This window comes from Kitasatospora sp. NPDC056531, assembly GCF_042794375.1.
In the GTDB taxonomy this organism is placed as follows: domain Bacteria; phylum Actinomycetota; class Actinomycetes; order Streptomycetales; family Streptomycetaceae; genus Kitasatospora.
The window spans coordinates 54,130-76,556 of the sequence record NZ_JBHTTU010000032.1; the positions used below are offsets into that span (position 1 = coordinate 54,130).

The 22,427-nt window shown below is 70.4% G+C and carries 17 protein-coding genes and 1 tRNA gene; 9 read left to right on the forward strand and 9 right to left on the reverse strand.

Going from position 1 to position 22,427, the window contains the following annotated elements; all coding sequences use genetic code 11:
* Positions 1-127 precede the first annotated feature (127 nt).
* Genes ACFQ87_RS25060 through ACFQ87_RS25070 form a run of 3 tightly spaced genes read right to left on the reverse strand, consistent with a single transcriptional unit; the run spans position 128 to position 3,257 of the window.
* Complete coding sequence (locus tag ACFQ87_RS25060) at positions 128-532, reverse strand: DUF6009 family protein (RefSeq protein WP_350512420.1); 405 nt, start codon at positions 530-532, stop codon at positions 128-130.
* Positions 529-2,154, reverse strand: coding sequence for a phage/plasmid primase, P4 family (locus ACFQ87_RS25065; RefSeq protein WP_380613038.1), 1,626 nt, complete (start codon positions 2,152-2,154; stop codon positions 529-531). The genes ACFQ87_RS25060 and ACFQ87_RS25065 overlap by 4 nt, the downstream gene beginning before the upstream one ends.
* The gene (locus tag ACFQ87_RS25070) at positions 2,151-3,257 is read right to left on the reverse strand and encodes a bifunctional DNA primase/polymerase (protein ID WP_380613039.1); all 1,107 of its coding nucleotides are present in this window, start codon (positions 3,255-3,257) and stop codon (positions 2,151-2,153) included. The genes ACFQ87_RS25065 and ACFQ87_RS25070 overlap by 4 nt, the downstream gene beginning before the upstream one ends.
* 1,221 nt (positions 3,258-4,478) lie before the next feature.
* On the opposite strand from ACFQ87_RS25070, the gene ACFQ87_RS25075 reads away from it, so the two are divergent.
* Complete coding sequence (locus ACFQ87_RS25075; RefSeq protein WP_380613040.1) at positions 4,479-6,749, forward strand: helicase-associated domain-containing protein; 2,271 nt, start codon at positions 4,479-4,481, stop codon at positions 6,747-6,749.
* A gap of 380 nt (positions 6,750-7,129) precedes the next feature.
* A tRNA-Met gene (locus ACFQ87_RS25080) sits at positions 7,130-7,206 on the forward strand.
* 195 nt (positions 7,207-7,401) lie between these two features.
* On the opposite strand, the gene ACFQ87_RS25085 is transcribed toward ACFQ87_RS25080, so the two are convergent.
* Together ACFQ87_RS25085 and ACFQ87_RS25090 are read right to left on the reverse strand one after the other, a co-directional pair.
* Positions 7,402-8,106 (reverse strand): response regulator, encoded by a 705-nt coding sequence (locus tag ACFQ87_RS25085; protein ID WP_380613041.1) that lies wholly within the window; start codon positions 8,104-8,106, stop codon positions 7,402-7,404.
* Positions 8,107-8,178: 72 nt separating this feature from the next.
* Positions 8,179-9,372: a sensor histidine kinase gene (locus tag ACFQ87_RS25090; RefSeq protein ID WP_380613042.1), complete on the reverse strand. Its 1,194-nt coding sequence runs from the start codon at positions 9,370-9,372 to the stop codon at positions 8,179-8,181.
* 201 nt (positions 9,373-9,573) lie between these two features.
* Here ACFQ87_RS25090 and ACFQ87_RS25095 point away from each other — a divergent pair, with 201 nt between their 5' ends.
* The 3 genes from ACFQ87_RS25095 (at position 9,574) to ACFQ87_RS25105 (ending at position 11,906) form a co-directional block, all read left to right on the forward strand.
* Positions 9,574-9,975, forward strand: a complete 402-nt coding sequence (locus ACFQ87_RS25095; RefSeq protein WP_380613043.1) for a hypothetical protein — start codon at positions 9,574-9,576, stop codon at positions 9,973-9,975.
* Between the two features lie 324 nt (positions 9,976-10,299).
* Entirely contained in the window at positions 10,300-10,716 is a 417-nt protein-coding gene (locus ACFQ87_RS25100) for a peptidase inhibitor family I36 protein (protein ID WP_380613044.1), read from the forward strand.
* Between the two features lie 725 nt (positions 10,717-11,441).
* The gene (locus ACFQ87_RS25105; protein ID WP_380613045.1) at positions 11,442-11,906 is read left to right on the forward strand and encodes a DUF3592 domain-containing protein; all 465 of its coding nucleotides are present in this window, start codon (positions 11,442-11,444) and stop codon (positions 11,904-11,906) included.
* A 98-nt stretch (positions 11,907-12,004) separates the two neighbouring features.
* On the opposite strand, the gene ACFQ87_RS25110 is transcribed toward ACFQ87_RS25105, so the two are convergent.
* Positions 12,005-12,886 (reverse strand): YcxB family protein, encoded by an 882-nt coding sequence (locus tag ACFQ87_RS25110; protein WP_380613046.1) that lies wholly within the window; start codon positions 12,884-12,886, stop codon positions 12,005-12,007.
* A 24-nt stretch (positions 12,887-12,910) separates the two neighbouring features.
* Here ACFQ87_RS25110 and ACFQ87_RS25115 point away from each other — a divergent pair, with 24 nt between their 5' ends.
* Positions 12,911-13,978 carry a hypothetical protein gene (locus tag ACFQ87_RS25115; RefSeq protein WP_380613047.1) on the forward strand — a complete coding sequence of 356 codons (1,068 nt, stop codon included), beginning with the start codon at positions 12,911-12,913 and terminating at the stop codon, positions 13,976-13,978.
* A gap of 304 nt (positions 13,979-14,282) precedes the next feature.
* Here the strand turns inward: ACFQ87_RS25115 and ACFQ87_RS25120 are convergent, their stop codons facing one another.
* From ACFQ87_RS25120 to ACFQ87_RS25130, 3 genes are all read right to left on the reverse strand, one after another.
* Positions 14,283-16,349: a multicopper oxidase family protein gene (locus ACFQ87_RS25120; protein WP_380613048.1), complete on the reverse strand. Its 2,067-nt coding sequence runs from the start codon at positions 16,347-16,349 to the stop codon at positions 14,283-14,285.
* Between the two features lie 231 nt (positions 16,350-16,580).
* A complete protein-coding gene (locus ACFQ87_RS25125; protein ID WP_380613061.1) occupies positions 16,581-17,480 on the reverse strand; it encodes an endo alpha-1,4 polygalactosaminidase in 900 nt (299 codons plus the stop codon).
* Between the two features lie 333 nt (positions 17,481-17,813).
* A complete protein-coding gene (locus tag ACFQ87_RS25130; RefSeq protein WP_380613049.1) occupies positions 17,814-18,689 on the reverse strand; it encodes a hypothetical protein in 876 nt (291 codons plus the stop codon).
* Positions 18,690-19,024: 335 nt separating this feature from the next.
* Between ACFQ87_RS25130 and ACFQ87_RS25135 the strand changes: the two genes are divergently transcribed.
* From ACFQ87_RS25135 to ACFQ87_RS25145, 3 genes are all read left to right on the forward strand, one after another.
* Positions 19,025-19,192, forward strand: a complete 168-nt coding sequence (locus ACFQ87_RS25135) for a hypothetical protein (RefSeq protein ID WP_380613050.1) — start codon at positions 19,025-19,027, stop codon at positions 19,190-19,192.
* A 613-nt stretch (positions 19,193-19,805) separates the two neighbouring features.
* Positions 19,806-20,003 (forward strand): hypothetical protein, encoded by a 198-nt coding sequence (locus ACFQ87_RS25140; protein WP_380613051.1) that lies wholly within the window; start codon positions 19,806-19,808, stop codon positions 20,001-20,003.
* A gap of 88 nt (positions 20,004-20,091) precedes the next feature.
* Positions 20,092-21,837 (forward strand): DUF6895 family protein, encoded by a 1,746-nt coding sequence (locus ACFQ87_RS25145; RefSeq protein ID WP_380613062.1) that lies wholly within the window; start codon positions 20,092-20,094, stop codon positions 21,835-21,837.
* The last annotated feature ends 590 nt before the right edge of the window (positions 21,838-22,427 follow it).

The window sequence follows — 22,427 nt, forward strand, 5'->3', positions numbered from 1 at the left end:
GGGCTTCTTCTTGGGGTCATGCCGTTACAAGGAAAAACCAGCGAGCGCGGAGACCCAGGGAGGAGTGGGTGGGGGTGGCTCCCCCCCCCCCTCCCCCCCCCCCCCCACCGCGTTCGTCCTGGAGCCGTCAGGCCTTCGGCAGCGTTATCCCCAGCTCGAGCATCGCCGGCGAGGCCGGGCCACCCTCGGAGCGCTCGGTCTTGTAGCCCTTGACGCCCGGGGCCACGGTGCGCGGGTCCACGGCCTCGGAGGGGGCTCCGGTGGTGTAGAGGCCTTCCGGGTCCTGGTCGCGGTCGTGGGGCAGCAGCCAGAAGACGCGGCGGCGGAAGGTGCCGGAGGCCCGGGAGGACTTGGCGTCGGGGCCCAGGATCGCGTAGCCGACCATGCGGCCGTCGCGGTGGTAGGCCGGGCGGCCTCGCCGGGTGGTGAGGCGGTCGAGCGACTGGCGGACGTAATCGAGGTCGGTGGTGTCCTCAAGCCAGACGAGATCGGTTTCGTGGGCGAGCTCGGCCGGGTCGATCAGCGCGCTCACGCGTTCTGCTCCTCTGTGTCGTCGGTGATCAGGCCGATGCCCGGGTAGTACTTGCGGCTGTTGGACAGGACCATCTCCTTGGGAGAGGTCATACCCAGTGTCTCGCGGACTCGTGCGGCGAACGCACGGCCGGATACGGGATTGGCCCCCTCGAAGCCGCACCAACGGGTGTAGGCGCTGAAGAGCTGGGACTGCTCTGCGCGCATGCCCTCGCCGGTGATGCAGGCCTCCTTGAGGAAGCGGCCGACGTGGTCCTCCGTCTCGGCGTACGCGGTGGTGGCGGTCTGGACGGCCTGGGGGCCGGCCAGGTCCTTCTCGCCGGCGAAGTAGCGGCGGGCGCCGTCGATGAGCCAGGCGAGGATACCGGGGCCCTCCTCGGCGACGAGGACGTGGGCCAGGTTGTCGATCTTGCGTTCCTCGGGAACGACCCGTTCGAACGGGATCAGGCGCATGCGCCGCCAGAAGGCGAAGCCGCCGGTGCCGACCTCGGGGCGGTGGTTGCCGAGCAGCCAGAGCTTGTGGGTGGGCTCGAAGGAGAAGAAGTCCTGGCGCATCCGGCGGGCCTTGATCTTGTCGCCGCCGGTCAGCAGCTTGACCCGGGCCTCGTCGAAGCGGTCGCCGGGCTTGAGCTCGGAGCAGACGATGATGCGGCGGCCGTGGAGTTCGGCGAGGTCGGTGGGGTGGCCGTCGAAGGTCTTGGCCATCAGGAAGCCGGGCGGGGCCGCGTCGGCGTAGTCGCCGAGCAGCTGGATCATGACGTCCAGGAGGACGGACTTGCCGTTCTTGCCCTGTCCGTAGAGGAAGGGCATGACCTGGGCGCCGACGTCGCCGCTGATCGAGTAGCCGAGCAGCAGGTGGAGGAAGTCGCGGGTCTGGCGGCCTTCCCTGTCGTCGCCGAAGGTGTCGGTGAGGAAGCGGTCCCAGCGCGGGGTGGGCATCCGGGCGGGGGCCAGGGTCGTGGAGCGGGAGTGGTGGTGGACCTTGGGGTCGGGCGGGACGATGCCGCCGGTGCGCAGGTCGACGACGCCGCCGGGGGTGCACAGGGCGTAGGCGTCGGCGTCCAGCAGGGCGGCGTTGAGGACCATGCCGGGGGCGGACTTGGCCTGGGCGAGCATGGCGTTCATGCCCGAGGTGGACAGCGCCCGGCGGCGGTGCCGGCGCAGGTCGGTGTTGGTGTAGAGGCCGCGGGGGTCGTGGGTGGCGATGCTCTCGGCCATCTCGCCGGCGGCCCACAGGACGGTGTCGTCCTCGTCGAGCTGCCAGCGGTGGGTGGCCCAGCGGTACCAGCCGATGCCGGGGACGTGGCGGTAGTCGCGTCCGTAGAGGTGGACGAAGAGCTTGGCGTTGCCGCGGTCTGACAGGGAGTCGGGCAGCAGGCCGTTGGGGCTCGCCTGCGGGCCCGCCTGGGCCTGGACGGGCGCCTGCGGGGCCTGGGCCGTCGGAAGGGGCTGGACGGGCGCCTGCGGGGCCGCGACGGGGGCGGGGGGCTCGAGGAGGCTCTCCTGGACGACGGTGCCGTGCCAGGGGGCCTGTGAGGGGCCGGGGACCGGCGGGTACTCCAGGATCTGCTGAGCGGCGATCACGGGGTCGAAGACCGTCCTCTTGCGGGTGCTGTCGCTCATCCGCGGGCCTTCCCGACGTGCAGGGGCTGCCGGGCTCCGGCGGCCAGGCCGGAGCGGATGACGGCGGAGCTGTGCCGGTCCTGGGAGGGACGGGCGGTGCGGGCGGCGTCCTGGAGCAGCTGCTCGGCGGCGGCGTGGGTGAGGTGTCCGGCGGAGACGAGGCCTCCGACGGTGTAGGCGGCGCGGTTGAGCTTGCCGGTGAAGCCTGCCCCCTCCGGGGTGGTGGCGCAGTCGGTGACGTCCTGCAGGACGGTGTCGAGGACGCGTTCGGCGCCCCGTTTCCCGCCGCCCGCTGCCACGACGGCCTGGCGGCCTCGGTCGGGGACGGTCGGCTGGGGTACGGTGCCCTGCTGGCCCGGCCGGTCCTTGAGGTGGCCGGTGCGGATGAGTTCCTCGGCGAGCCACTGGGGGAGGGGGGCGGGGGTCGAGGCGCCGGGCAGGGGGGTGTAGGTGCCGTTGGTGGTGGCGGTGGCGGGGGCGACGATGTAGCCGCCGTGGGCACGGACGTCGACCTGCCAGGCGAGGGCCCGTCCGGTGGAGGAGCCGGTGGAGCAGGTGAAGCGGTGGTGGGCCTGGTCGCGGTACCAGATGTGCAGGCCGCCGGAGGGGGTCCTCACCCGCAGGGTTCCGGTGTCCTCGGCCGGGTCCGGGGCTTTGCGTAGGGCCGCGAGCAGGGCGAGGGTGTGGTAGCCGTTCTCCAGGCCTTCGAGGTTGACGTGCTCGTGGATCGGGATGCCGGGCAGGATCCGGTCCCTCGCGGGGACGGCGGCCGGGTGGCTGTCGACGTCGATGACGACCAGGCCTGCGGGACCGCAGGCGACGCCGGCGCCGAAACCGGGGTTGACGTGCCACCAGGCCGAGAGCACGTCCTGGTCGACGGTGGCGGCGTGGAAGCCGTGGCACCAGCGACCGACGCGGGGACAGAGGCACTCGGTGGGGGAGTGCGGGGAGTCCTGGCAGGCCTGGCAGTTCGCCGGCGGGGTCTTGCGCCCGGGGGCCAGCGGATGGACGGGCCAGCCCTGGGCGGCACACCAGCGCGCGACGGCGAGCGCGTCCGGTTGACGCTCCGTTCGGTCGCTCCCCACGGCCTTCGGCGCCGTCACGCTGGTCCCTTCCCCTTGGTTCGGTAGCTGCTTCAGCTTCTTCGGTCGCTCGGTAGCTGCCCGATGTTGAGTCGCTTGTTCAGTCGCTGAGGGCAAAAAGCCAGGTCAGAGCACTGGTGGGTGCCGGATCAGCGACTGAAGCGACCGAAGTCCAGAAGATAGCTCACACAGACTAGCCGAGCGAGGACATACGGTCCCGAACCGGTGGGGTTTGCCGGGAAACTCAGCTACCGAGCAGCTACCGAACCCTGGGGCAGCGACCGAGTCGCTTCGGTCGCTGTTTTCGGTCCACCGACGTTTTCGCAGGTCGAAGCCGATTTTCCCAACAAACAGCGACTGAAGCGACTGAAGCCCGGGTCTATAACGCACACACGCACACGGGAATGTCTTCATATACCCAACCTTGAGTCGCTTGAGTCGCTGATGGGGCTGGTTCACCTGCTCTGACCTGGGGTTTTGTCCAGCGACTGAAGCTCAGCGACTGAAAGCGACTGAGTCTCTCGGGCCGGGTCCGTCGGCGTGTCGTGCGTGTCAGGCCCGCCGAAGGTCCAGGTCTCGGTCGCTTGGGTCGCTTCAGTAGCTCCGGAGGCCGGCGGGCATCGTTCCCCAGGACGGTGGACCACCGGGGAACCTCCTATGCAGGAGTTCCCACCGTGGGTCGCTTCGGTCGCTCAGTCGCTGAGCGGTCCGTCGGTACGGGACCGATGCTGTGCCCCGGGAACCGGTCCCGTACCGCGTGGGGGAGAGACCGAAGCGACCCAAGCGACTCTGGAACAGACATGTCCCCGCATCAGTCGCCTCCGGCGACCGGCGACCGGCGACCGCTGGAGCACGGACGCCGAGGACCGGTGCTCCCGAATGGAGTTCGCTACCGCACCGCCCCTGTACTTGTCCTCGGCGCTGGGAAATGGGCGGGGCGCAGACTGGTGTCAGGGATGCCGGGCGGTCAGCGTCCGGCATCCACGACAGGCGTCGTTCGCGCCCACCCCCGTCGGTACGCCATCCTGGTGCTTCCGGCCGGCTTCGGCAGGGCCTGGCCGTCCTCCTACGTGGTGAGGTGTCCCCATCGGTAAGAAGAGCGGATCGGCGCTGGCCGCGTGGCTGCGCGGGCTCGATGCGGCCGGGTTGGAGCGGGTCCTGGCAGCGCGCCCGGACGCCGCGTCGGCTCCGGAGCCGCGGTCGGTCGGCGAACTGGCGGACCGTCTTCAGCGTCCGGCGTCGGTGGCGCTGGTCCTGCCCCGACTCACGCTGCCGTGCCTGCAGGTGGCGCAGGCCCTCGCCGCGCTGACGGCCGTGTCACGGGACGCGCTGGCAGGCCTCCTGGACGCGACGCACGGTGAACGCGTCCGCGCACTGGCCGCCGTCCTGGAGGAGCTGGCCGATCGGGCTCTGGTGTGGCCGGACGGCAATGGACTGCTGCGCATGGCGGCGCCGCTGCGCAGCGCGTGGAACTCGCCCCTGGGACTCGACGCACCGCTCGTGCACCTGCTCGCGGGCTCGAACTCCGACGAGCTGGGCCGCATGCTGGCGAAACTCGACGTCAAACCCGTCCCCACTAGGAAAGAGCAGCGGCTGGCGGCGCTGGTCGACCATCACCGCGATCCGGCCCGGGTCGCCGCGCTGGTGGCCAAGGCGCCCGCAGCGGCCCGGAAACTCCTTGAGCGGCGGGCACATGATGCTCCGGAGCGGTCGGGCTTCATCATGTTCGGGTCCCCGGCCGACTCCACACCCGGCGAACAGTGGGCGGTGGAACGGGGACTGCTGATCCGGGACCGACACCGCTACGGGCCGGCCCGCATGCCCGCGGAGGTGGCACTGGCACTGCGCGGCCGCGACTGGCACGCCCCGTTCACACCCGCCCCACCCGACGTGCACTCGGTGCCCGCCACCGTCCCGGAGATCGAACGGGAGGCCGCGGCCGCCTCGATGGCCTTCGCCGCCCACGCCGCGTCCGTCCTCGGGGTGTGCGCCGCCGCTCCACCGGCCCGGCTCAAGGCCGGCGGGATCGGAGCCCGCGAGCTCGCCCGGATCGGCAAAGCGGCGCAGTGCGACGAGATCCCGGTACGCCTCGTGCTGGAGGCGGCGAGCGCGGCCGGGCTGCTGGCCCGGGACGGTGACCGGGTCGCGGCGACGGCCTCCTACGACGCCTGGGCCGAGCAGGCACCGGCCGACCGCCTCGCAGTGCTGCTCCGCGCCTGGTGGGCGCTCCCGCTGACCCCCGGCGGGAGCCGCGACGAGGACGGGAAGGCCCTGCCCGCGCTCGCCGGGGCGCCGCCGTGCGCAGGCTGCGTCCAGGCCCGGCACGGACTGCTCACCGCCGCCTCCCGGCTCCCGGCCGGCGAAGGCGCGGCCAACCCGGCGGACCTGGGGGCACTGCTCGGGTGGCTGCGCCCGCTCGCCGACGAACTCCCCCAGGACGCCACGCCGTTCGCCACCCTGATCCGGGAGGCGGAACTGCTCGGCGCGCTCGCCCTCGGGGCCGTGTCCCCGATCGGGGCCGCCCTGCTCGCCGACGACACCGAAGCGCTGACCGAGGCCTGCCGGCTCCTGCTGCCCGCCGCCAGCGGCACCGCCCGCTTCGGCAGCGACCTCACGGCCGTGGTCACCGGCACGCCGTCGGCGCACCTCCTCGCGCTGCTGGACTCCGTCGCCCACCGGGAGAGCGCCGGCACGGCCTCCGTATGGCGCTTCAGCCCGGGAAGCGTCCGCCGCGCCCTCGACGCCGGTCTCACCCCCGACGCCATCGAGGCCGACCTGGCCGCCGTCGCCGTCGAACCGCTTCCCCAACCGCTCTCCTACCTGATCCACGACACCGCGCGCAGCCACGGCCGGGTGCGCGTCGTCTCCGCGGCCTGCGTGATCCACGGCCAGGAGCCCGCCCTCCTGGCCGAACTGGCCGCCCACCGCAAGCTCACCCCACTCGGCCTGCGGCAGCTGGCACCGACGGTGCTGATCAGCCGGACCCCGCCTGACAAGACCCTCGCGGCACTGCGCGCCGCGGGCTACGCCCCCGTCGCCGAGACGCCCGACGGAACCGTGCGGATCGAACGGGCCCAGCGCCACCGCGCGGCGAACCCGCTCCCGTCCCCGCGTCTGCCCGGCGGAAGGTCCCGTGCGCAGCGTACGGACGCCCGCACCGCGAACGCGGGCAAGCCCGTCGACCTGCACGCCCTCGCCACCCGGCTCCGGGACGCTCCACAGGACGTCGCGGAGCCCGACCCGTACGACGGTCGCCCCTACGACAGCGACACCGAGGAGATCATCGCCGGGTACGCGCGCAACCTGACCTTCACCGACGTCCGCCAGCTGGCCCATGCCGTCAACGACGGGCAGGTCATCACGATCGAGTACGTCGCCACCTCGGGCAACACGACCGTCCGCACCCTCAGCCGGCTCGAACTGGACGCTCCCTACCTCCACGCCTGGTGCCACCTGCGGGACGACGAGCGCGTGTTCACCCTCTCCCGTATCCACGGAGTGATGCCCGGGTAGTCCGAGGTTCCGGTCGCGCTCCGACAGGGGGTGGCCTTCACCGTTCGTTGTACGCCGGTGTCCGTGGGTTCGTGCGCCGGAATCGCCAACTCGCGGTGACTGCATCTGGACTGGTGCGGCGAAGGATGCACCGTGCAAGGTGCTGACGGACTGGCGGCCGGTCATCGTCGGCGCTGGGGGCGGACATCCCAGCGGTCGGTGGTCCGGACTCGGCGGATCAGGTTTGCACGCGGTCCTCCGCCGTCGCGAACCGTCCCCGGATCCGCACATCCAGAGCGCATCGAGCGTCGACATCGCGCATCGGCTCGCGGACCCTACAGCCGGCGCCCGACAATCAAGTTTGCGATCACCGGCCGGTGCCGTACAGTCGGACCTACCGACGCGGGGTGGAGCAGCTCGGTAGCTCGCTGGGCTCATAACCCAGAGGTCGCAGGTTCAAATCCTGTCCCCGCTACCACGAACGCCTAAGGGGCGGACACGCAACACGTGTCCGCCCCTTAGGCGTCCTTCACCCCGCAGTTCCACAAGTGCCTTGCGCGGCTTGCCGGAGCGGAACGCCGAGGGCCGGGGGCCGGCGAACGGCTGGCGGCCCCGGGTTCGCGTGTCCGGGAACTGCTCGGCCGAGCCTGAAGGCCGTGTGGGTCAGGGCCGGTCAGGCCGGGCCGAGCCCGGGTGCTCCCGGAGCGGAGCGTGGGTCGCCTCCGACGGCCACCAGGCCGCTCTCGTAGGCGACGACCACGGCCTGGGCCCGGCTGGTGAGCGCGAGTTTCGCCATCATCCGGTTCACATGGGTCTTGACCGTGGCGATGCTCACCACCAGGCGCTCCGCGATCTGGTTGTTGGTCAGGCCCCGGCCGACCAGGTACAGCACGTCCCGCTCGCGCGCGGTCAGCCCCGCCAGCGTGCCGGGCTGCTCGCCGACCGGCTCGCCCTGCCGCGCGAACGTCTCCACCAGGCGCCGGGTGACGGTCGGGGCGAACAGCATCTCGCCCTCCGCGATCTGCTTGACCGCTGTGAGCAGCCGTTCGGGCGGGGTGTCCTTGAGCAGGAACCCGCTGGCTCCCGCGCGCAGCGCGGCATAGACGTACTGGTCGAGGTCGTAGACGGTCAGCATGACGACCTTGGGCTTCGGCTGCGCCGCGGCGGCGAGGATCCGTTCCAGCGCGGCGATGCCGCTCATGCCGGGCAGGCGGATGTCCATCAGGACGACGTCGGGCGTGCAGCGGGCGGCCAGGTCGACGGCCTCCTCGCCGGTCGCGGCCTCACCGGCCACCTCCAGGCCGTCGGTGGCACGGACCAGGGCGGCGATTCCCGCTCGGATGAGCACCTGGTCGTCCACGATCAGTACTGATGTCACCGTTGCCGCCCCCTCGTCCCCCACGCCCCGGCCGGCTCTCTCGTCCCCCACGTCTGGGCCGGCTCGCCGTCCTTACGGGTCGGCCTCGGTGACCGGCAACGTGAACGCGACCTCGAACCCGCCGTCCGGACGCGGGCCGGCGTGCACGGACCCGCCGTAGAGTCTGACGCGTTCATGCATCCCGATCAAACCGAGCCCGCTGCCGGTGACCGCGTCGCCGTCTCCGGGCCCGTCGTCGACGATCCGGGCTTCGAGGTGGTCCGGCTGCCACTGGAGGCGGACGGTCGCGGTGGCGGGTCGTCCGGCGTGCTTGATCACATTGGTGAGGGCTTCCTGGACGACCCGGAACGCGCACAGGTCGACCCCGGGCGCGAGCATCCGCGCGGGGCCCGACTCGACGACCCGGACGGGCACACCGGCCGCCCGGGTGCGCTCCACGAGCTCGTCGAGCTTGGCCAGTCCGGGCGCCGGATGGTAGAGCGGCTCCTGCTCGCGCGAGGCGTCGCCGGAGATGCGCAGGACCTGGAGGAGCCCGCGCATCTCCTCCAGCGCCTCGCGGCTGGTCGCTCCGATCGCGGTCAGCGCGGCCCGGGCCGCCTGCGGGTCGGATGCGAAGACGTACTCGGCCACCCCCGCCTGCACGGCCAGCGCCGACAGGTGATGGGCGATCACGTCGTGCAGCTCGCGGGCGATCCGCACCCGTTCCTCCACCACGGCGTGCCGCGCCCGCAGCTCCTGCTCGCGCCGCAGCCGATCCGTCGCCTCGGCCAGCTGCGTGTTGCGCTCGGCCAGGCGCCGCGTGCCCGTCGCGAAGATCCCCACGATGCCGGTCGCGATGACGGACTGCGCCACCGACAGCTCCACCGACAGGCGTGCCTGAAGTCCGCTGGCCACCCAGGCCCCGCAGGTCACCACCGCGGCCGCGACCGCCTGACGCGGCGGTCGGCGTGCGATGACGGTGTAGCTCGCGAGCAATGGCGGCCACAGGTTCACCGACGGCTGGAACCCGGCCGCGGTGTAGATCAGCAGGCCGGTCAGGGACAGTGCCAGTACGGGCCACGGGTGGCGCCGGCGCAGCGCCAGCGGCAGCGCCACCAGGAGACTCAGGCCGACCGCCGTCAGGTCGAACGGCCGCCAGCCCTCCGCCCGGTAGCGGGCCTGGTACGACTGCAGCCCGTACACGACGGTCACCATCGCGAGCACGAAGGCGAGCGCCGTGTCCGCCTGCACCGAGTCCGCCCGGAGCCTTCGCGCGATCAACCGCATCCCGGCAGCGTACGGACGGTCGCGGTCGCTGTCGTCAACCCTGCGGTTGACCGCCTCCGTTGCCGTCCCGCCGCCGTCCGTCCCCGGCTACCGCAGAGGTTTACCCCGGCAATCAACCCTGGAGTTGACGATGGCTCGGGGGCCGCCCTGCCACGCTCTTGCCATCCACCGCGACCGACGGTGGCAACGGGAGGGATCACCATGAAGGGGAAGCTCGCGGCGATGGTCGTCGGCGGTACGGCGGCGCTGGGGCTCGCGTTGAGCACCAGCCCGGCCTCGGCCGCCTCGTGGCACTACCAGTGGTTCGACACGCACACCCCGACCACCGGCTGGTCCACCAAGAACGTCGGCCTCGGGCCGGGTGGAAGGACCGTGAGGTTCGACGTGTGGTGCTCCGGCGGCGGCACGTACACGGTCGGGATCCGCAAGGCCGGCTTCGGCGGCGCCGACGTCGCCACGACCGGCGACGTGCCGTGCAACAGCCGCTGGTACACCGTGTCGTACACCGTGAACAACGAACGGGACACCAGGTGGGCGTACTACGCCCACCTCGGCACGCACAACGGCAAGCGGCCGCTCCAGGTCGCGGCCTACTGGCGCTGATGCACCTGTGCCGTGGGGCCGACCCGTCCGCCGGCCCCACGGCACCCGGCTCCGCGCCTCGTCCTGCTCGTCCCGATCGGCGCCCCGGCCGAACAGCTGGGCGACGCGGCTTCGGGCACCCTGCCAGACATCCGACGCCGCTGCGCCCGCAAGCGCGTCCCGGCGATCGGCCCCCGGGGTTCCGGCTGTCTACACAAACGGAAGCGGCTCAACTTCTGGCGGGGTGCGGGCAATCGTGCAAGCCTCGTTCGGGTTCAGCCAGGAGCCGTCTCGCGGCGGCTGACCGCCTGTTCGCCGTGCACCGTGGACTTGGAGGGGGACGCAATGCGCATCAGGGTCGGACATCGTACGGCCAAGGTTGCGGTGGTGGGCGCGCTGACGCTCGGCGCGATGGGCCTGACGACGGGGAGCGCGTTCGCCGCCACCCCGCCGACCGGGGCGGAAGCCTGCCCGAGCGGCAACGTGTGCCTGTACTACCACTCGCCGCAGTACGGCTGGGGCGCGTGGGAGAACTGGTCGCCCGGCCAGACCGTGGACCTGAGGAACGCCCACTTCTCCCACTGGGGGAACAACGGCGCCGGCTGGGGCCAGACCGTGGCCGACAACGCCGCCTCGCTCGTCAACAACACCGGGCAGCCCGTGGCCGTGGTGGCGGACGACGGGACGTGGGACTACTACCGGGCGGGCTACGCCGATGTCCTCGACTACACCTACAACAAGGACGCCCAACTCTGGAGCTGACCAGTCGAACGACGGGATGTCCCCTGCGCCGCTCAGGTGCGGGGGCTCCGCACCCGGCCGCAGCGCAAGAAGTCGAGCACGATGTCGGGCAGGCGGCCGGGCTCGCGCAGCCATGACTGGGTCGGCACCTCGCCGGCGTTTCGCTCGCGTGGCGTGGGTCGGGCTGGATCATCCTTCGACAGCCCACGTCTGTGGCCGATGCCGAACAGCTTCAATACGCGGTACCCGGCAGCTGACCCCGAGACGGGGAGGCCGCGAGGCGCGCGCCGCCTGTGGTCTCCATCCAGCGGCCGGCCCTACCCGACGGTCCGCTGTCGGTGGGCGTGTGCAGAATGTCCGACCATGAACCGGACGCCCACCCTTCCCCTGACCGTGCCGGCCTCGCTGGCCGATGCCCACGGTCTCGACCCGGCCGACGACGGGTGGGTCCTCCTCCCGAAGCACGCCGTGGCCACACCTGTCGGCGACACCTACACGCTCTCCCGTACACGCCGGTCGACTGGACCTGGCTGGACAGCGCCGCACGGGTGTTCCACCACTGAGCGCTCGCACCCGTGGTCCCGTACGCCCGGCGCGTCCGGCCCCGACAGCGCGCCCCCGCCGACGGTTGCCCGTGCGGTGAGCCCGGGACGGGGACGGTGTTCTCGGGTGAGGGCCGATGCGTGCGGAGCGCGGCCGTGTGCCGGGGTTCCGCCGCGGGCAGGCTCGGGGCGGGGAGGGACGCCATGGTCTGGGTCAGCGGGTTGCCCGGGGTGATGCTCGGGTTGTTCGGCGCCGCCGTCGGCGCGGTGGGAGCGGCGGTCGCCGGTGCGTTCTGGCGGCGGATCACGGTCGGCGGGCGGGTGCGGCCGGACGCGCGGACGGCCACCGCCCGGTGCGCCGGGTTCCGGCGGGTCACCGAAGGACCGCGCCTGCGGCGCCGTTGGCCCGCACGGCCGGTCCTGGTGTTCACGACCGAGGACGGCCGGGAGATCGAGCTCGTGGACCGCTCCGGCCGGTGGCGCCGGAGCGGTGACGAGGTCCAGGTGTACTACCGGCTCTCCCGGCCCGAGCGCGCGGTCCTCGTGCCGCCGGGCAGTATGGCGCTCCTGGCGGCCATGGCCTTCGGCCTCCTGCCCGCCCTGGGCCTGGCCTGCCTGGGGCTGGTGCTGTTCGTCCAGGGAGACCTGGCGGGCGCGGGCTACCGGTGACCGTCCGTCAGGTCGCCCTCCGGGCGACCGCGACGGCCTCCGGCGCTGCCGGACACCCCGCCCCCGCCGGCCCCGGAGGCGGGCGCACCGCGGTGGGATCAGGCGAACGGGAGGTACCAGGGGCGCTTCAGCGGCGGCAGCCGGTCGGCGAAGAAGGCCGACACCTGGGCGAGCTGCGCCTCGTCGAAGGCGTGCTGCGGAATGAGGGCGACGGCCTTGTTGGTCTGCTGCAGGTACCAGAAGCCGGACCGCGCGGTCACCTGGCGGTACGCGCTCCAGGCGACCTCGGCCTGGCTGACGGCGGTGCTGAGGGCGTAGTTGTGCTCGGTGATCCGCACCGTCCAGGGCTCGGCGAGCAGCGGAGTGCTCTTGCGGGCGGCCTGGCGGACGACGACCAGTTCGCCGAACGCCAGGATCGCCGGGCCGACGATCACCAGCCAGATCCTCGGCTCGGTGCCGACGAGCAGGGTGAGCAGGCCCACCATGAAGAACAGGACACCGAGGACCGAGAGGCCTCGGACCGCCGGGCTGTTGCGTATCGCTTTGCGGAAGTCGGCCTCGGTCAGCCGGAACGTCGCGGTGATGTCCATGAGGAGTCGTCGGTTTCTCTCGGTGTCGCGGTCGGTGGCGAAGTGTCGCCCCGGCCTGTCCTGTCGACGCACGGCTCGCCGTCGCACAGGCTGCCCGTCGCGTTGCCGGGCCGTTGCATGATCTTCAAGATCCCACGTTCGGCGCGGAACCGTCCAACGGCTTTGCGCGGCCCCGGTGGACCCGGTGCATCGAGGCCCCGCCGGGGGCCGCGGAGTGTCCGGACTGCGGATACGGGGGCGGTGCACCGTGCCGGTACGATCCTGCTCGCCGCGCACGCAGGTGCGAGGGCGGGGGTGGTGCGTGGTGCGCCCGCGCTGTCTTCTGTCCTCTGTCTTCGCCCGTGCCCGGTGCCCGCTCAGGGACCGCTCGGGTGCGGGTAAGCGGTCCACACTCCTCCGCTAGGAAAGCAGTTCATGGTCTTCTTGTCGCTCGTGGTGCTCGTGCTCGTCGCGGGCAAGGTCGTCGTCTCGCGGGTCTCTCGGGAGCGGCGGAGCCGCCGGGAGACCGAGCTTCGGCGCAGGCTGGCCCCGCGCGAGCAGCTCGTGCTCCGGGGAGACGAGCCGTCCGCGGAGTTGGCGGCCGTGCTCGATGCGGCCGGGGGCGGTGACTGGCGCGCGGTGGCCGAGTACCTGGCCGAAGCCGACAGCGACGGCGAGCGTGACGCGAACCGGCGCTGGATGCGGATGGAGCCGCTGAGCACGGCGGCGGCGAAGGACGACCACTGGCTGCGGCTGTGGCGCGAGGAGGAGCCGCGCAACGCGGCGGCCGCCCTGCTGCAGACCGACGCGCTGGTCCAGCTCGCCTGGGAGATCCGTACCAGCAGGTACGCCTCCGAGGTGACCATGGAGCAGGCCCGCGGGTTCCACCAGGTCCTGCGCGAGGCGGATCAGGCCGCACGGGAGGCCGTCGAGCTGGCACCGTCGGAGGACCCCAACCCCTGGGTGGCCCAGATCGCCATCGCCATGGGACTGGGCTGGTCGCGCGAGGACTTCCGTGCGCTCTGGGCCGAGGTGACGGCCCGTGACCCGCACCACCTGCGGGCACACGAGGGCGCGCTGCAGTACTGGTGCGCCAAGTGGCACGGCAGCCACGAGCTGATGCACGCCTTCGTCGACGCCGCGCTCGCCGACGCGCCGGCCGGCAGTCTGCTGACCACCCTGCGGGTGCGGGCGTACTACGAACAGAACACCCGCGACAAGGCAGGGGCGGCCGCCTACCGGACGCCGGAGTTCACCGCGGCCGTGGACGCCCTGGTGGCCGACCTGGCGCAGGCCGATCCGGCGCATCCGCAGCTCCAGGCCGCCCGGGGCTGGGCCGCCTGGTCACTGGTCATGAACGCCCGGGTGGTGGCGGCGTTCGAGCTGTTCCAGGCAATGGGGCGCGAGGTGGCCGGCCCCTGGCGCAACTACGACGATCCGCAGACGGCCTTCGACCGGATGCGTGAGATCACCGTGCAGGCGATCGCCCGGGCGAAGGTCTGACACACGCGGCGCAGCCGCGCGGTCGGGCCTGGTTCAGTGGTTCACCTGCACCGGGCAGCGGATCCTGATAGCCGAGGTGGTGCAGACGATGCTGCACCAGGCGCTCGACCCCGCCGCCGAGTTCCTCTTCGAGGACGACCCCGGCTCCTCGCCCACCTGCGTGAGCCCCGGCTCCGCTCGGCCCTGCTCATCCGGTAGGACGCCGCGGTCGGGCCGGTTCACGCGCTGCACCGATCGGCAGGGGCACGGTCGCAGACTCCCGCTTCCTTCGCCCCGCTGCCGAGTGATCACCGCTGAGAGGACCTCAATGGCTGCGCTGATCGAGTACCTGCAACGGCCGCATCATTTCATTGTCCTCGTGGTCCATGATGTGACAGTGCCAGACGTAGCGTCCCGCAATGCCAAAGCGAAGCTTGACACGGGTGATATAGCCCGGCAATGCGATCACGGTGTCCTTGTATCCGCCTTCCCCCGGTTGTGGGGGTGACGATGCGCCGCCCGTGATTGCTTGGCGGTCGAGGACCTGGAATCCGATCTGATGGATGTGGATAGGGTGCGCGTCGGGGGTGAAGTTGTACAGTTCCCAGATTTCGGTGTCGTCCTTCACCGGCGTCTCGGTGACCGGGTCTGACCACAGGAGCGGGGTGGCTGAGCCACTTGGCGTAACGGTGCCGAGTGTGTCCATCGAGGGCGCGCCGGTGAAGTACGCGGAGTCCTCTTCGTTGACTGACAGCTTCCGGACCGTCCGACTCTCGGGAAGCTCCGGGAGCGGGGGAAGCACGATCTGTGACGGTGGGACACTGGTGTCGGTGGAGGCAAGGGGAACGACGGTGAATTTCATGACCTGCCCCGTGGTCGTGATATTCGCCGGCGTGAAGTCGGTGACCGGTGCGCCGCCGCCGTACGCCTCGTCCGGGCCTTCATTGATCAAGTAGAGCCCGGTGCCGACCGGGGTGCCGGTGAAGTCGACCACCACGTCGGCGCGCTCCGCGGGGGCCAAGAGGAGTTGATCCGACTGGACCGGGGCCGGCAGGAATCCCTGGTCGTTTCCGATCTGCCAGAAGGGCAGTGCGGGGCTGACGGGGCGGGGGGCCGTAGCGTCGGCCGCGATCTTCAAGATGAGAGTACGGGCGTTGCTCGCGTTGAGGATGCGCAGGCGGTACCGCCGCGGTTCCACGTTGAGCACCGGCCAGGTGTTCCCGTTGACGACCATCGTGGTGCCGAAGAACTCCGGGTTCCAGATGGGCGGAACATCGGTGTAGGGGATCCATGGACCGTCCGGCGGGGTGTCCCCGAAGTATCCGCGACTGCTGGGGAAGAACAGCGACCCGTCCGCATTGAAGGATTTGTCCTGAACCACCAGGGGGACTTCGTAGGGGTGGGTACGGTGGGCACCGTCCCGCCCCGGTGCCGGCCCGGGAAGCACTCCAGAGGGGAGATCAGCGGGTCCGCCTCGCAGCAGGTAGAAACCAGCAAGGCCCGCGTAGACATTCACCCGAGTCATGCCCAGAGTGTGATCGTGGTACCAGAGAGTTGTGGGACGCTGATCATTGCTGTACGCGAACGTTGCCGACCCGGGGCGCCATCGGACGCCGTAACGGTCACGGAACTGCTCGGCGAACCGATCGTAATAGGTACCCACGCGAGCATAGTCACGAGGAATATCGCGGGATGCCGGCAGGTACCAGGCTTCGGGGTATCCGTCACTCTCCTCTCGGCTGTACCCACCGTGCAGATGGGTCACGATGGGAACAGGTCCTGTGTACGGCCCGGGAGTGGTTGAGAAGGTCGGCCGAGAATCACGTCCGGCGCTTCCGCCAGGAGGGTTTGCCCAATGCAACGTGGGGTCCACGGCGCATAGATGGGGCAGATAGAGGCCGCGCGAGGTGACGAGGTCGTTGACCCATGTCACGGAGATCGGCCGATCCACACAGGCTTCAATGGTCAGGCCTGGCGTATGGAATGACTGCGGGTGTCCCACGGCTCCGTAACCCCAGACCGTGGTGTCCGGCATCCCGACTGGCAGCATTTGCTGCCGGAACTGACGGATCGCGATGCGGTAGGAGTCCCGGCCCTCGCTGGGCATTTTCTCGAGAAGGAACAGCGGCGTTCTGTACTTGGGTACGGATGCTGGATCGAGCGCGTCTCCCGATGGCCGTGAAGGATGCGGGTGGCGCCGACCGTGTCGAAGAGCACCCGGCCCGGATGGCGAATCGACTGCGTAGGCGTGCCCGTCCGCAAGTGCGCCGGCGAGACCTACGGCACCGACTGCCGCAACCGTGGTTCTGAGCAGCCTGCGTCGACTCGGCAGAGAACTCTCAGCGATATCGGCAGCCTGCGAATTCTTCAGAGAATCGGCATCCTTGATCACGCTCGAATGATATGCTCACGAAATGGAACGTGGCGTTGCTTCCGCCGCTCGACACGCCCCGCCCCTTAAAGTCCGATCATTAGGCTATTACTGCAGCGGCAGATCTTCCTTCCAGTGATCGAAGCCGATAGCCCCGCGCTTCGTGGAGCGATCGGCACCGTTTCCAGAAGGGCCGGGCCGGCTCCAGCGCATGCCTACGCCTGGAGTGCGTCGAGCTGTTCCGGGGCCGGTTCAGCAGGTCTGGCGCAGGTAGCCGGGGTCGCTCGGCGGAACGACGTCGAGGTCGCGTCGCACGATGCTGATGCGGGTCCCCCAAGTCGTGCACGCTGCCTGAAGGCCCTGCTCGTCGTACTCGACGTCGAAGACGCTGTCGCCGAACGCGTCGGTGTAACGGTTGCACTCGCCGTACGTGCCGCACTGTTCCACCACCGCGAAGTCGAGGCCCAGTCGCTGCCGGTCCGGTGCCAGCTCCGCCGCGTTCTTCTGGGCGATGGCAAGGCCTTGTCCGTGGGCGTGCGCGACGAGTAGGGACTGGTACGCCTCGGCGTCGGCCGCGCTCAGCAGTCCCGCCGACCGTGTGTAGCTGTCGTAGTTGTCCGGCTCGACGGCGTTGAAGCCCTTGGTAGCGCACTCGTCGATCCAGCCGTCCACCTTCAGAGCGATCCGCTGACGCTTGGTGTCCGTGCTGATGTCCAGCAGCGCCTCGTTCCAGGCGGTGTCGTAGACGACGTTGCCGGCCTGATCCCGGAGCAGCAGGTCCTGGTCCCATTCCTGCTCCGCGTCCGGCTGGGCCTGGAAGCCGTTGACATAGCAGATGTTGTAGATCGCCACTGCCGGGGACGCCCCGTGGTCGCGGCTGACGACGAGCACACCGGCCGGCGGCTGGTACGGCCCGCCGATCTGGTAGTCGAACCCGGCGTGCGCTGGAGGCACCGTCACGGCGGGCGAGGCCGTCGCCGATGCCGATGCCGATGTTCGCTCGGACGTGGAAGGCGGGATCGTCACCGCCGGTTCCGCGGTCCCGCCGGAGGAACCGCACGAAGAGACTGCGAGAACGGCTGCCGTCGAGATCGTCAGGGCGGCGGCGATCCTGACGCGCGACCTGCGGGATCGACCATGGTCAACGGGCATCATCGAACTCCAGGATGACGGAGCATGTCCTCAGGGCAGCTCCCCCTCGCGGTGCCGGAGCACGAAGGACCACCCGGGCGATTTGTCGCCCGCCCCGTCGGGCAGGGCGTCGACAGGGCGGCGAGGCCGCGTAGTAGTGCGGCTGCGGTGCTACCGGGCACCCGGGTTCCGTGCGAGAAGCAGACGCAGCGGGGTGATCACGTCGTCGGGGTCGGCGGACGGCAGCACCTGGTTGTCGGCAGCGTCAGCGACTGGGCGGTGACCGACGACGGCGGCCAAGGTCTTGGCCGCCGCCGTCGGGGTGTGAAGGCTGCGGACAGCGGGCCCGGTGGGTCAGGCCACGCAGCCGGGGACCGTGGTGGGGCTGCCGAAGCAGTTGGTCGGGTTGTTGGCGAGCACGGCGGTGAAGTTGAGCGTGACGGTGCCGCCGTTGTTGTAGACGCCGCCGGGGGCGTTGGTCGAGTTGTTGCTGACGACCTTGCTCTGGGTGAGCGTGGTGGCGCCGGCGCCGAAGTTGGCGACTCCGCCGCCCGCACCCGTGGGCCCGGATGCCGAGTTGTCGACGACGGCGGTTTGCGTGACGTTCAGCGTGCCGTCGTTGGCCACTCCGCCGCCCAGCTCGAGCGCGTTGTTGTTGACGATGGTGCTCTTGTCGATGGTCATGGTGCCGTCGTTGCCCAGACCGCCACCGTTGTGGAGCGCGCTGTTGCCACTGATGAGGCTGCGGTCGACGTTCGTGGTGGACCCGGTGTTGCCGCCGATCCCGCCGGAGAAGTCGGCGTGGTTGTCACGGATGAGGCTGCGACTGACAGTGAGGATTCCGTCGTTGCGGATGCCGCCCCCGAAGTCTCCCGTCGCGTCGCCGTTGGCGATGATGGCCTCGCGAAGGTTCAGGTTCCCCGTCGAGTCGACCGTGAGGATGCGGAAGGCCGGCGCGGCCGGGTCACGGGTGATGGTGGCGCCGTGACCCTTGATGGTGATCGTGTTCTGGATGTCCGGCAGCGGGGTGGTCAGGTCGTAGATGCAGCCCGGGGCCAGGGCGAGCGTGCCGCCGGAGGTGTTCGCGTTGGTGATGGCGGTCGCCAGCGCGGCGGTGGTGCACGGGACGAACGTCTGCGCGGCTGCCGGAGTGGCGGCCACGCCGGTGACCACGAGGGCGGCCGCCCCGAGAGCGCTCAGCGTGCGGATCGCCAGCTTGCTGCGGTTCATTGCTTCTCCCTGGTGTCGTGTGGATCGTTCACGGGGCCGCGTGCGGCGTGTCCGGGAACGGGTCGAGGGTGTGCTGGGGCCTGGGCTCGTGGTGGCCTGAGCCCTCTGGTGTGGTCTGGTCGCACCTGGTCGGGCATCGCCTGCGACCGTCGGGGGCATAGGAGTTGAACGTCCGTGCGTCAGCCGGACGGTGTGGCGGTCACGGGTGTCGGTGTGGTGCCACGGCCTCGTCGGATGGTCAGGTCTGCGGGGCCTTGGTTCGGCTGACGGCCTGCGGGGATCGTGATGACGCCCACCGTGTTCGCGCCGTTGTCGCTCACGTAGGAGGACAGAGGGTGAATGCCGCCCTGCTCGGGGCGGTGTCGATCACCTTCACGCTGCCGGCGGCGCTGTTCGCCGCACAGACGCGTCGTCCACTCTCAGTGATCGCGATCCCGATGGACCCGCCCCGCCCGGCACGGTCGCGTTCTTCGCGGTCGGCCCTGCTGTCAGGCGGTCAGTAGCTGAGGTCATGACGTCCCCTCCGGTCAAACGGGGACCGTCGACGTCCGAGGGCCGTCGCGTTCACGACAGCCGACATGACGTTGGTTCCTTACCGGGGGCGCCCGACGGCTGCCGGACCGGAGCACACGTCTCCTGAGGTCCAACGCATTCCCCCGGCAAGGGATGGGCGGCCCACCGGGTTGCAATCGCTACGAGTAACACACAGGGCTCCAGAAGGTGGCTACCAGAAGACTTGCTTCTCACCCGAACGGCCGAGCGCGCTCTACCCGGGAACGATCCTGCACGTGCTGTCCACCCGGCTGCGACGGCCACTTCCCCGCGTACCGCGGCCACACCGACCGACAGGGCACATCGCCGGAGGGGCCTGGCCGCCGGTGTCGGCGACGGCTGAACGGCGTACCCGACCGCTCGATCCGTCCACGCGACGGTGTTCGTGGACGCGATCTACGTGAATCCGCATAGCGAGAATAATAGAATATTATATCCAGGATGGACTGTTCGGGTGAATTCGCATATTCGCTGATGACATCCGCCAAAATCATTGACACGATCGAGAATAAGTATCCTGCGGGATAGGAGCCCGCGGAAATCACACCCCGGTGGAGGTTCGTCATGACCAACTGCCCCGCTGTCGATGCCCGGGCCGCTCTCGCCTTCCTCCAGAGCAGCGGACTGATAAACATGAACACCACTCTGGAGGAGTTGGTCAGTGCGACCACCACGCTCGGAGAAATCTCCGGCTATGTGCTGGCCTGGGACAAGTACGTGCTCGTCGTCCCGTCCGTGACCGAGGAGGCCGCGCAGGCCTAGCTTCGGACTGCGCCGTACGGTTGCGCCCGCGTCTGGCAAAACGCAAGGCCGGGTGACATCGACTCATCAAGGGGCGGCTGTGGCTGACATGTGGCGCACGGTGGAACACGGAGCGGTCTCCTGGCTGGCCGCGCACCGGACCCGTTTCGACCCTGACGCCGCCGATGAGGGGCGCGTGTTGTTCGTCCGCAAGGCGCTCGTCGAGGTCGCGTTGCTGGTCGGACTGCGCGCCCGGGCGGAGTCCGGATCCTTCGACGACGCCGACTATCAGATGCTGTTCGACCAGGTCACCGCAGTGGCAGCTCGATCTTCGTACCGTGAGCTCGTCGCACGCGACGAGCGGGCCCTGCTCTTGTACGCGGGCACCTATGCGTCACAGCGGTTGTGCGGGCAGCCCGACAGCGAATTCGAGCGCCTCATCGGCCAAGCGGTCTCCGGGCGCTACGCGGCCTGTTTCGAGCGCGTTCCCTTTCGGCAGCTGGATCTGCTGCACACGCTGGAGTTGGCCGGAATCGATCACGGAATGCCGACGGCCAACGCTGTCCTGTCTTTCTCCCTGCTCTGTGCCGATCCGTCCGTCCTGAAGCTGAGTGATGGCGATATTTACGCGATCACGCACACCGTGTTCTACGCCACCGATTTTGGTCGGCGCATCCCCCGGTGGCCCACCGGATTCGATCTGCCGCAGGCCGTGGAACTACTGGAGGCACTCAGCCTTCTGTGCCGCCGGAAGGAGAACGCCGACCTCGTCGCCGAACTGCTCTGCTGCCTGCTGTGCCTGGGGATCCGGGACTCACCCGAGACGGAACGGGCATGGGCGTTTCTCGCCGATGTACAGGAACCCAGCGGGCGGGTCGCCGGGCCGGACGGCGTCCTCCCGCCGGAACTCGAGAACGGCGATTCGGAATACCGCGGCTGGGCCACCGGCTACCACACCACGATCGTCGCAGCGCTGGCCGGCCACCTCGCCCGCGACGCGGCCGTGATCCGGCGGCCGCGCCCCTCACCTCCCAGGTCCGCCGGCAAGGGACGACTAGAAGTTGCGATCCGGCGTGCCATCACCTGGCTGAGCGACGACGCTCTCGAGGTGCCGTTCGACGACGCGGTTCCGGCAGCGGGCGCGGCCTCGCGCGCCGCACGCTCCGTGGGGGAGCCGCAACTCGCCGCCCGGACTCTCGCACGTCTCGCGCAACGTGCCGACGGCGCCCTCGCCCAGCCGGTGGGCTGGGGGCAGCAGGGCGTCGACGCGGTTGCCGAGTGCGCGCGAGGCCTGTCGGCCTGCGGACTGGCCTGCGACTCCCTCGACCGGTTCCTGATAGAGACGGCGGGAACACTCGCCGGACTCACCGTCGTTCCCACGACCGCCGCTGGCGGAGTCAGGCGACTTCAGGACCTGGGCCGACTCACCGCGCAGCAGGCGGACTCCCTCCTCGCCTCCACGGACCCCGCAGGCCTGCTGGCCGAGAACCATCCGCCCGCGATCACTGCCGTGGCCCTGGCACAGTATGCCGACGGTCAACCGCTTCGCCTCGGCGGCGACGCCTCCGTCTGGCGTTCCGTCGCGGAGCGGTTCGCGGCCGCGCTGCCAGCCGCCTGCCGGAGTTACCGACTCGAAGAGGTCTCCGCGCTCCTGCAAGGGCTGGGGGTGCTCGGCTGGGCCGATCACCGGATCACCCGCGACGGGGTCGACTTCCTGCTCTGCCAGCAGCACCCCACCGGCGCCTTCGGCTACCCGGCGCGCGACGACCACCAGGAGCGGGCGACGGCACAACGCATCTGGACCCAGAGTTGCGTCGTCGCCCTTTCCTGCCTGCACGACTTGTACGACGAGTGAGCGCCCCACCGCTCCCACGTCCGCCCGGTACGGTTCCGTTGCGCCCCGTCAGCTACTCGCGCTCGTTGACCAGGCGGCGCATCATGTGGGAGACGCGGGGTGTTCAGCTGGTCCCACACCAGCACGATCGGCGCCTCGACCAGGTGGTGCACACCGTCGAGCAGGCCGATGTGTCGCGTTCGGACAGGCAGTGACGCTCACGCTCGCGCCCGCTGTGTCGCAAGGATCCGCTGACGCATCGGGGTCCGGGAGCCCGGGTGCATCGCGATCGGTCCGGCCACCGGGATGCGCCCGGAGCCGCGGGCGCCGACTCTCACGACCGGGGTGGTTCCCCGGCGTTTCCATGTCCGGGCCCCTTTCCACGGCGACGCGAGTGGCCGGCACCTCGACGCTTCGTCCTGCCATGCCGGTGGGGTCCGGAATTCGCGATGGGCGTGCGCGGACATCCTCGTCGCATTGGGCCTTTTGGGTGACTATTTGTCAATACTGTTGCTTCATATCCATTCTTTCGGGTTAATGATGATGTCTGAACCGGCGGGCCGCCCATCCCCGTGCCGGGAAGCTCAGCCGGCGGCCCGTCCGTTGTTCCA

Excerpts from the sequence above, each read along its gene's own strand:
- ACFQ87_RS25065 (WP_380613038.1), bottom strand. The coding sequence starts at position 2,154 with ATGAGCGACAGCACCCGCAAGAGGACGGTCTTCGACCCCGTGATCGCC.
- ACFQ87_RS25090 (WP_380613042.1), bottom strand. The coding sequence starts at position 9,372 with ATGCGGTTGATCGCGCGAAGGCTCCGGGCGGACTCGGTGCAGGCGGAC.
- ACFQ87_RS25095 (WP_380613043.1), top strand. The coding sequence starts at position 9,574 with ATGAAGGGGAAGCTCGCGGCGATGGTCGTCGGCGGTACGGCGGCGCTG.
- ACFQ87_RS25100 (WP_380613044.1), top strand. The coding sequence starts at position 10,300 with ATGCGCATCAGGGTCGGACATCGTACGGCCAAGGTTGCGGTGGTGGGC.
- ACFQ87_RS25105 (WP_380613045.1), top strand. The coding sequence starts at position 11,442 with ATGGTCTGGGTCAGCGGGTTGCCCGGGGTGATGCTCGGGTTGTTCGGC.
- ACFQ87_RS25115 (WP_380613047.1), top strand. The coding sequence starts at position 12,911 with ATGGTCTTCTTGTCGCTCGTGGTGCTCGTGCTCGTCGCGGGCAAGGTC.
- ACFQ87_RS25125 (WP_380613061.1), bottom strand. The coding sequence starts at position 17,480 with ATGCCCGTTGACCATGGTCGATCCCGCAGGTCGCGCGTCAGGATCGCC.
- ACFQ87_RS25130 (WP_380613049.1), bottom strand. The coding sequence starts at position 18,689 with ATGAACCGCAGCAAGCTGGCGATCCGCACGCTGAGCGCTCTCGGGGCG.
- ACFQ87_RS25140 (WP_380613051.1), top strand. The coding sequence starts at position 19,806 with ATGACCAACTGCCCCGCTGTCGATGCCCGGGCCGCTCTCGCCTTCCTC.
- ACFQ87_RS25145 (WP_380613062.1), top strand. The coding sequence starts at position 20,092 with ATGTGGCGCACGGTGGAACACGGAGCGGTCTCCTGGCTGGCCGCGCAC.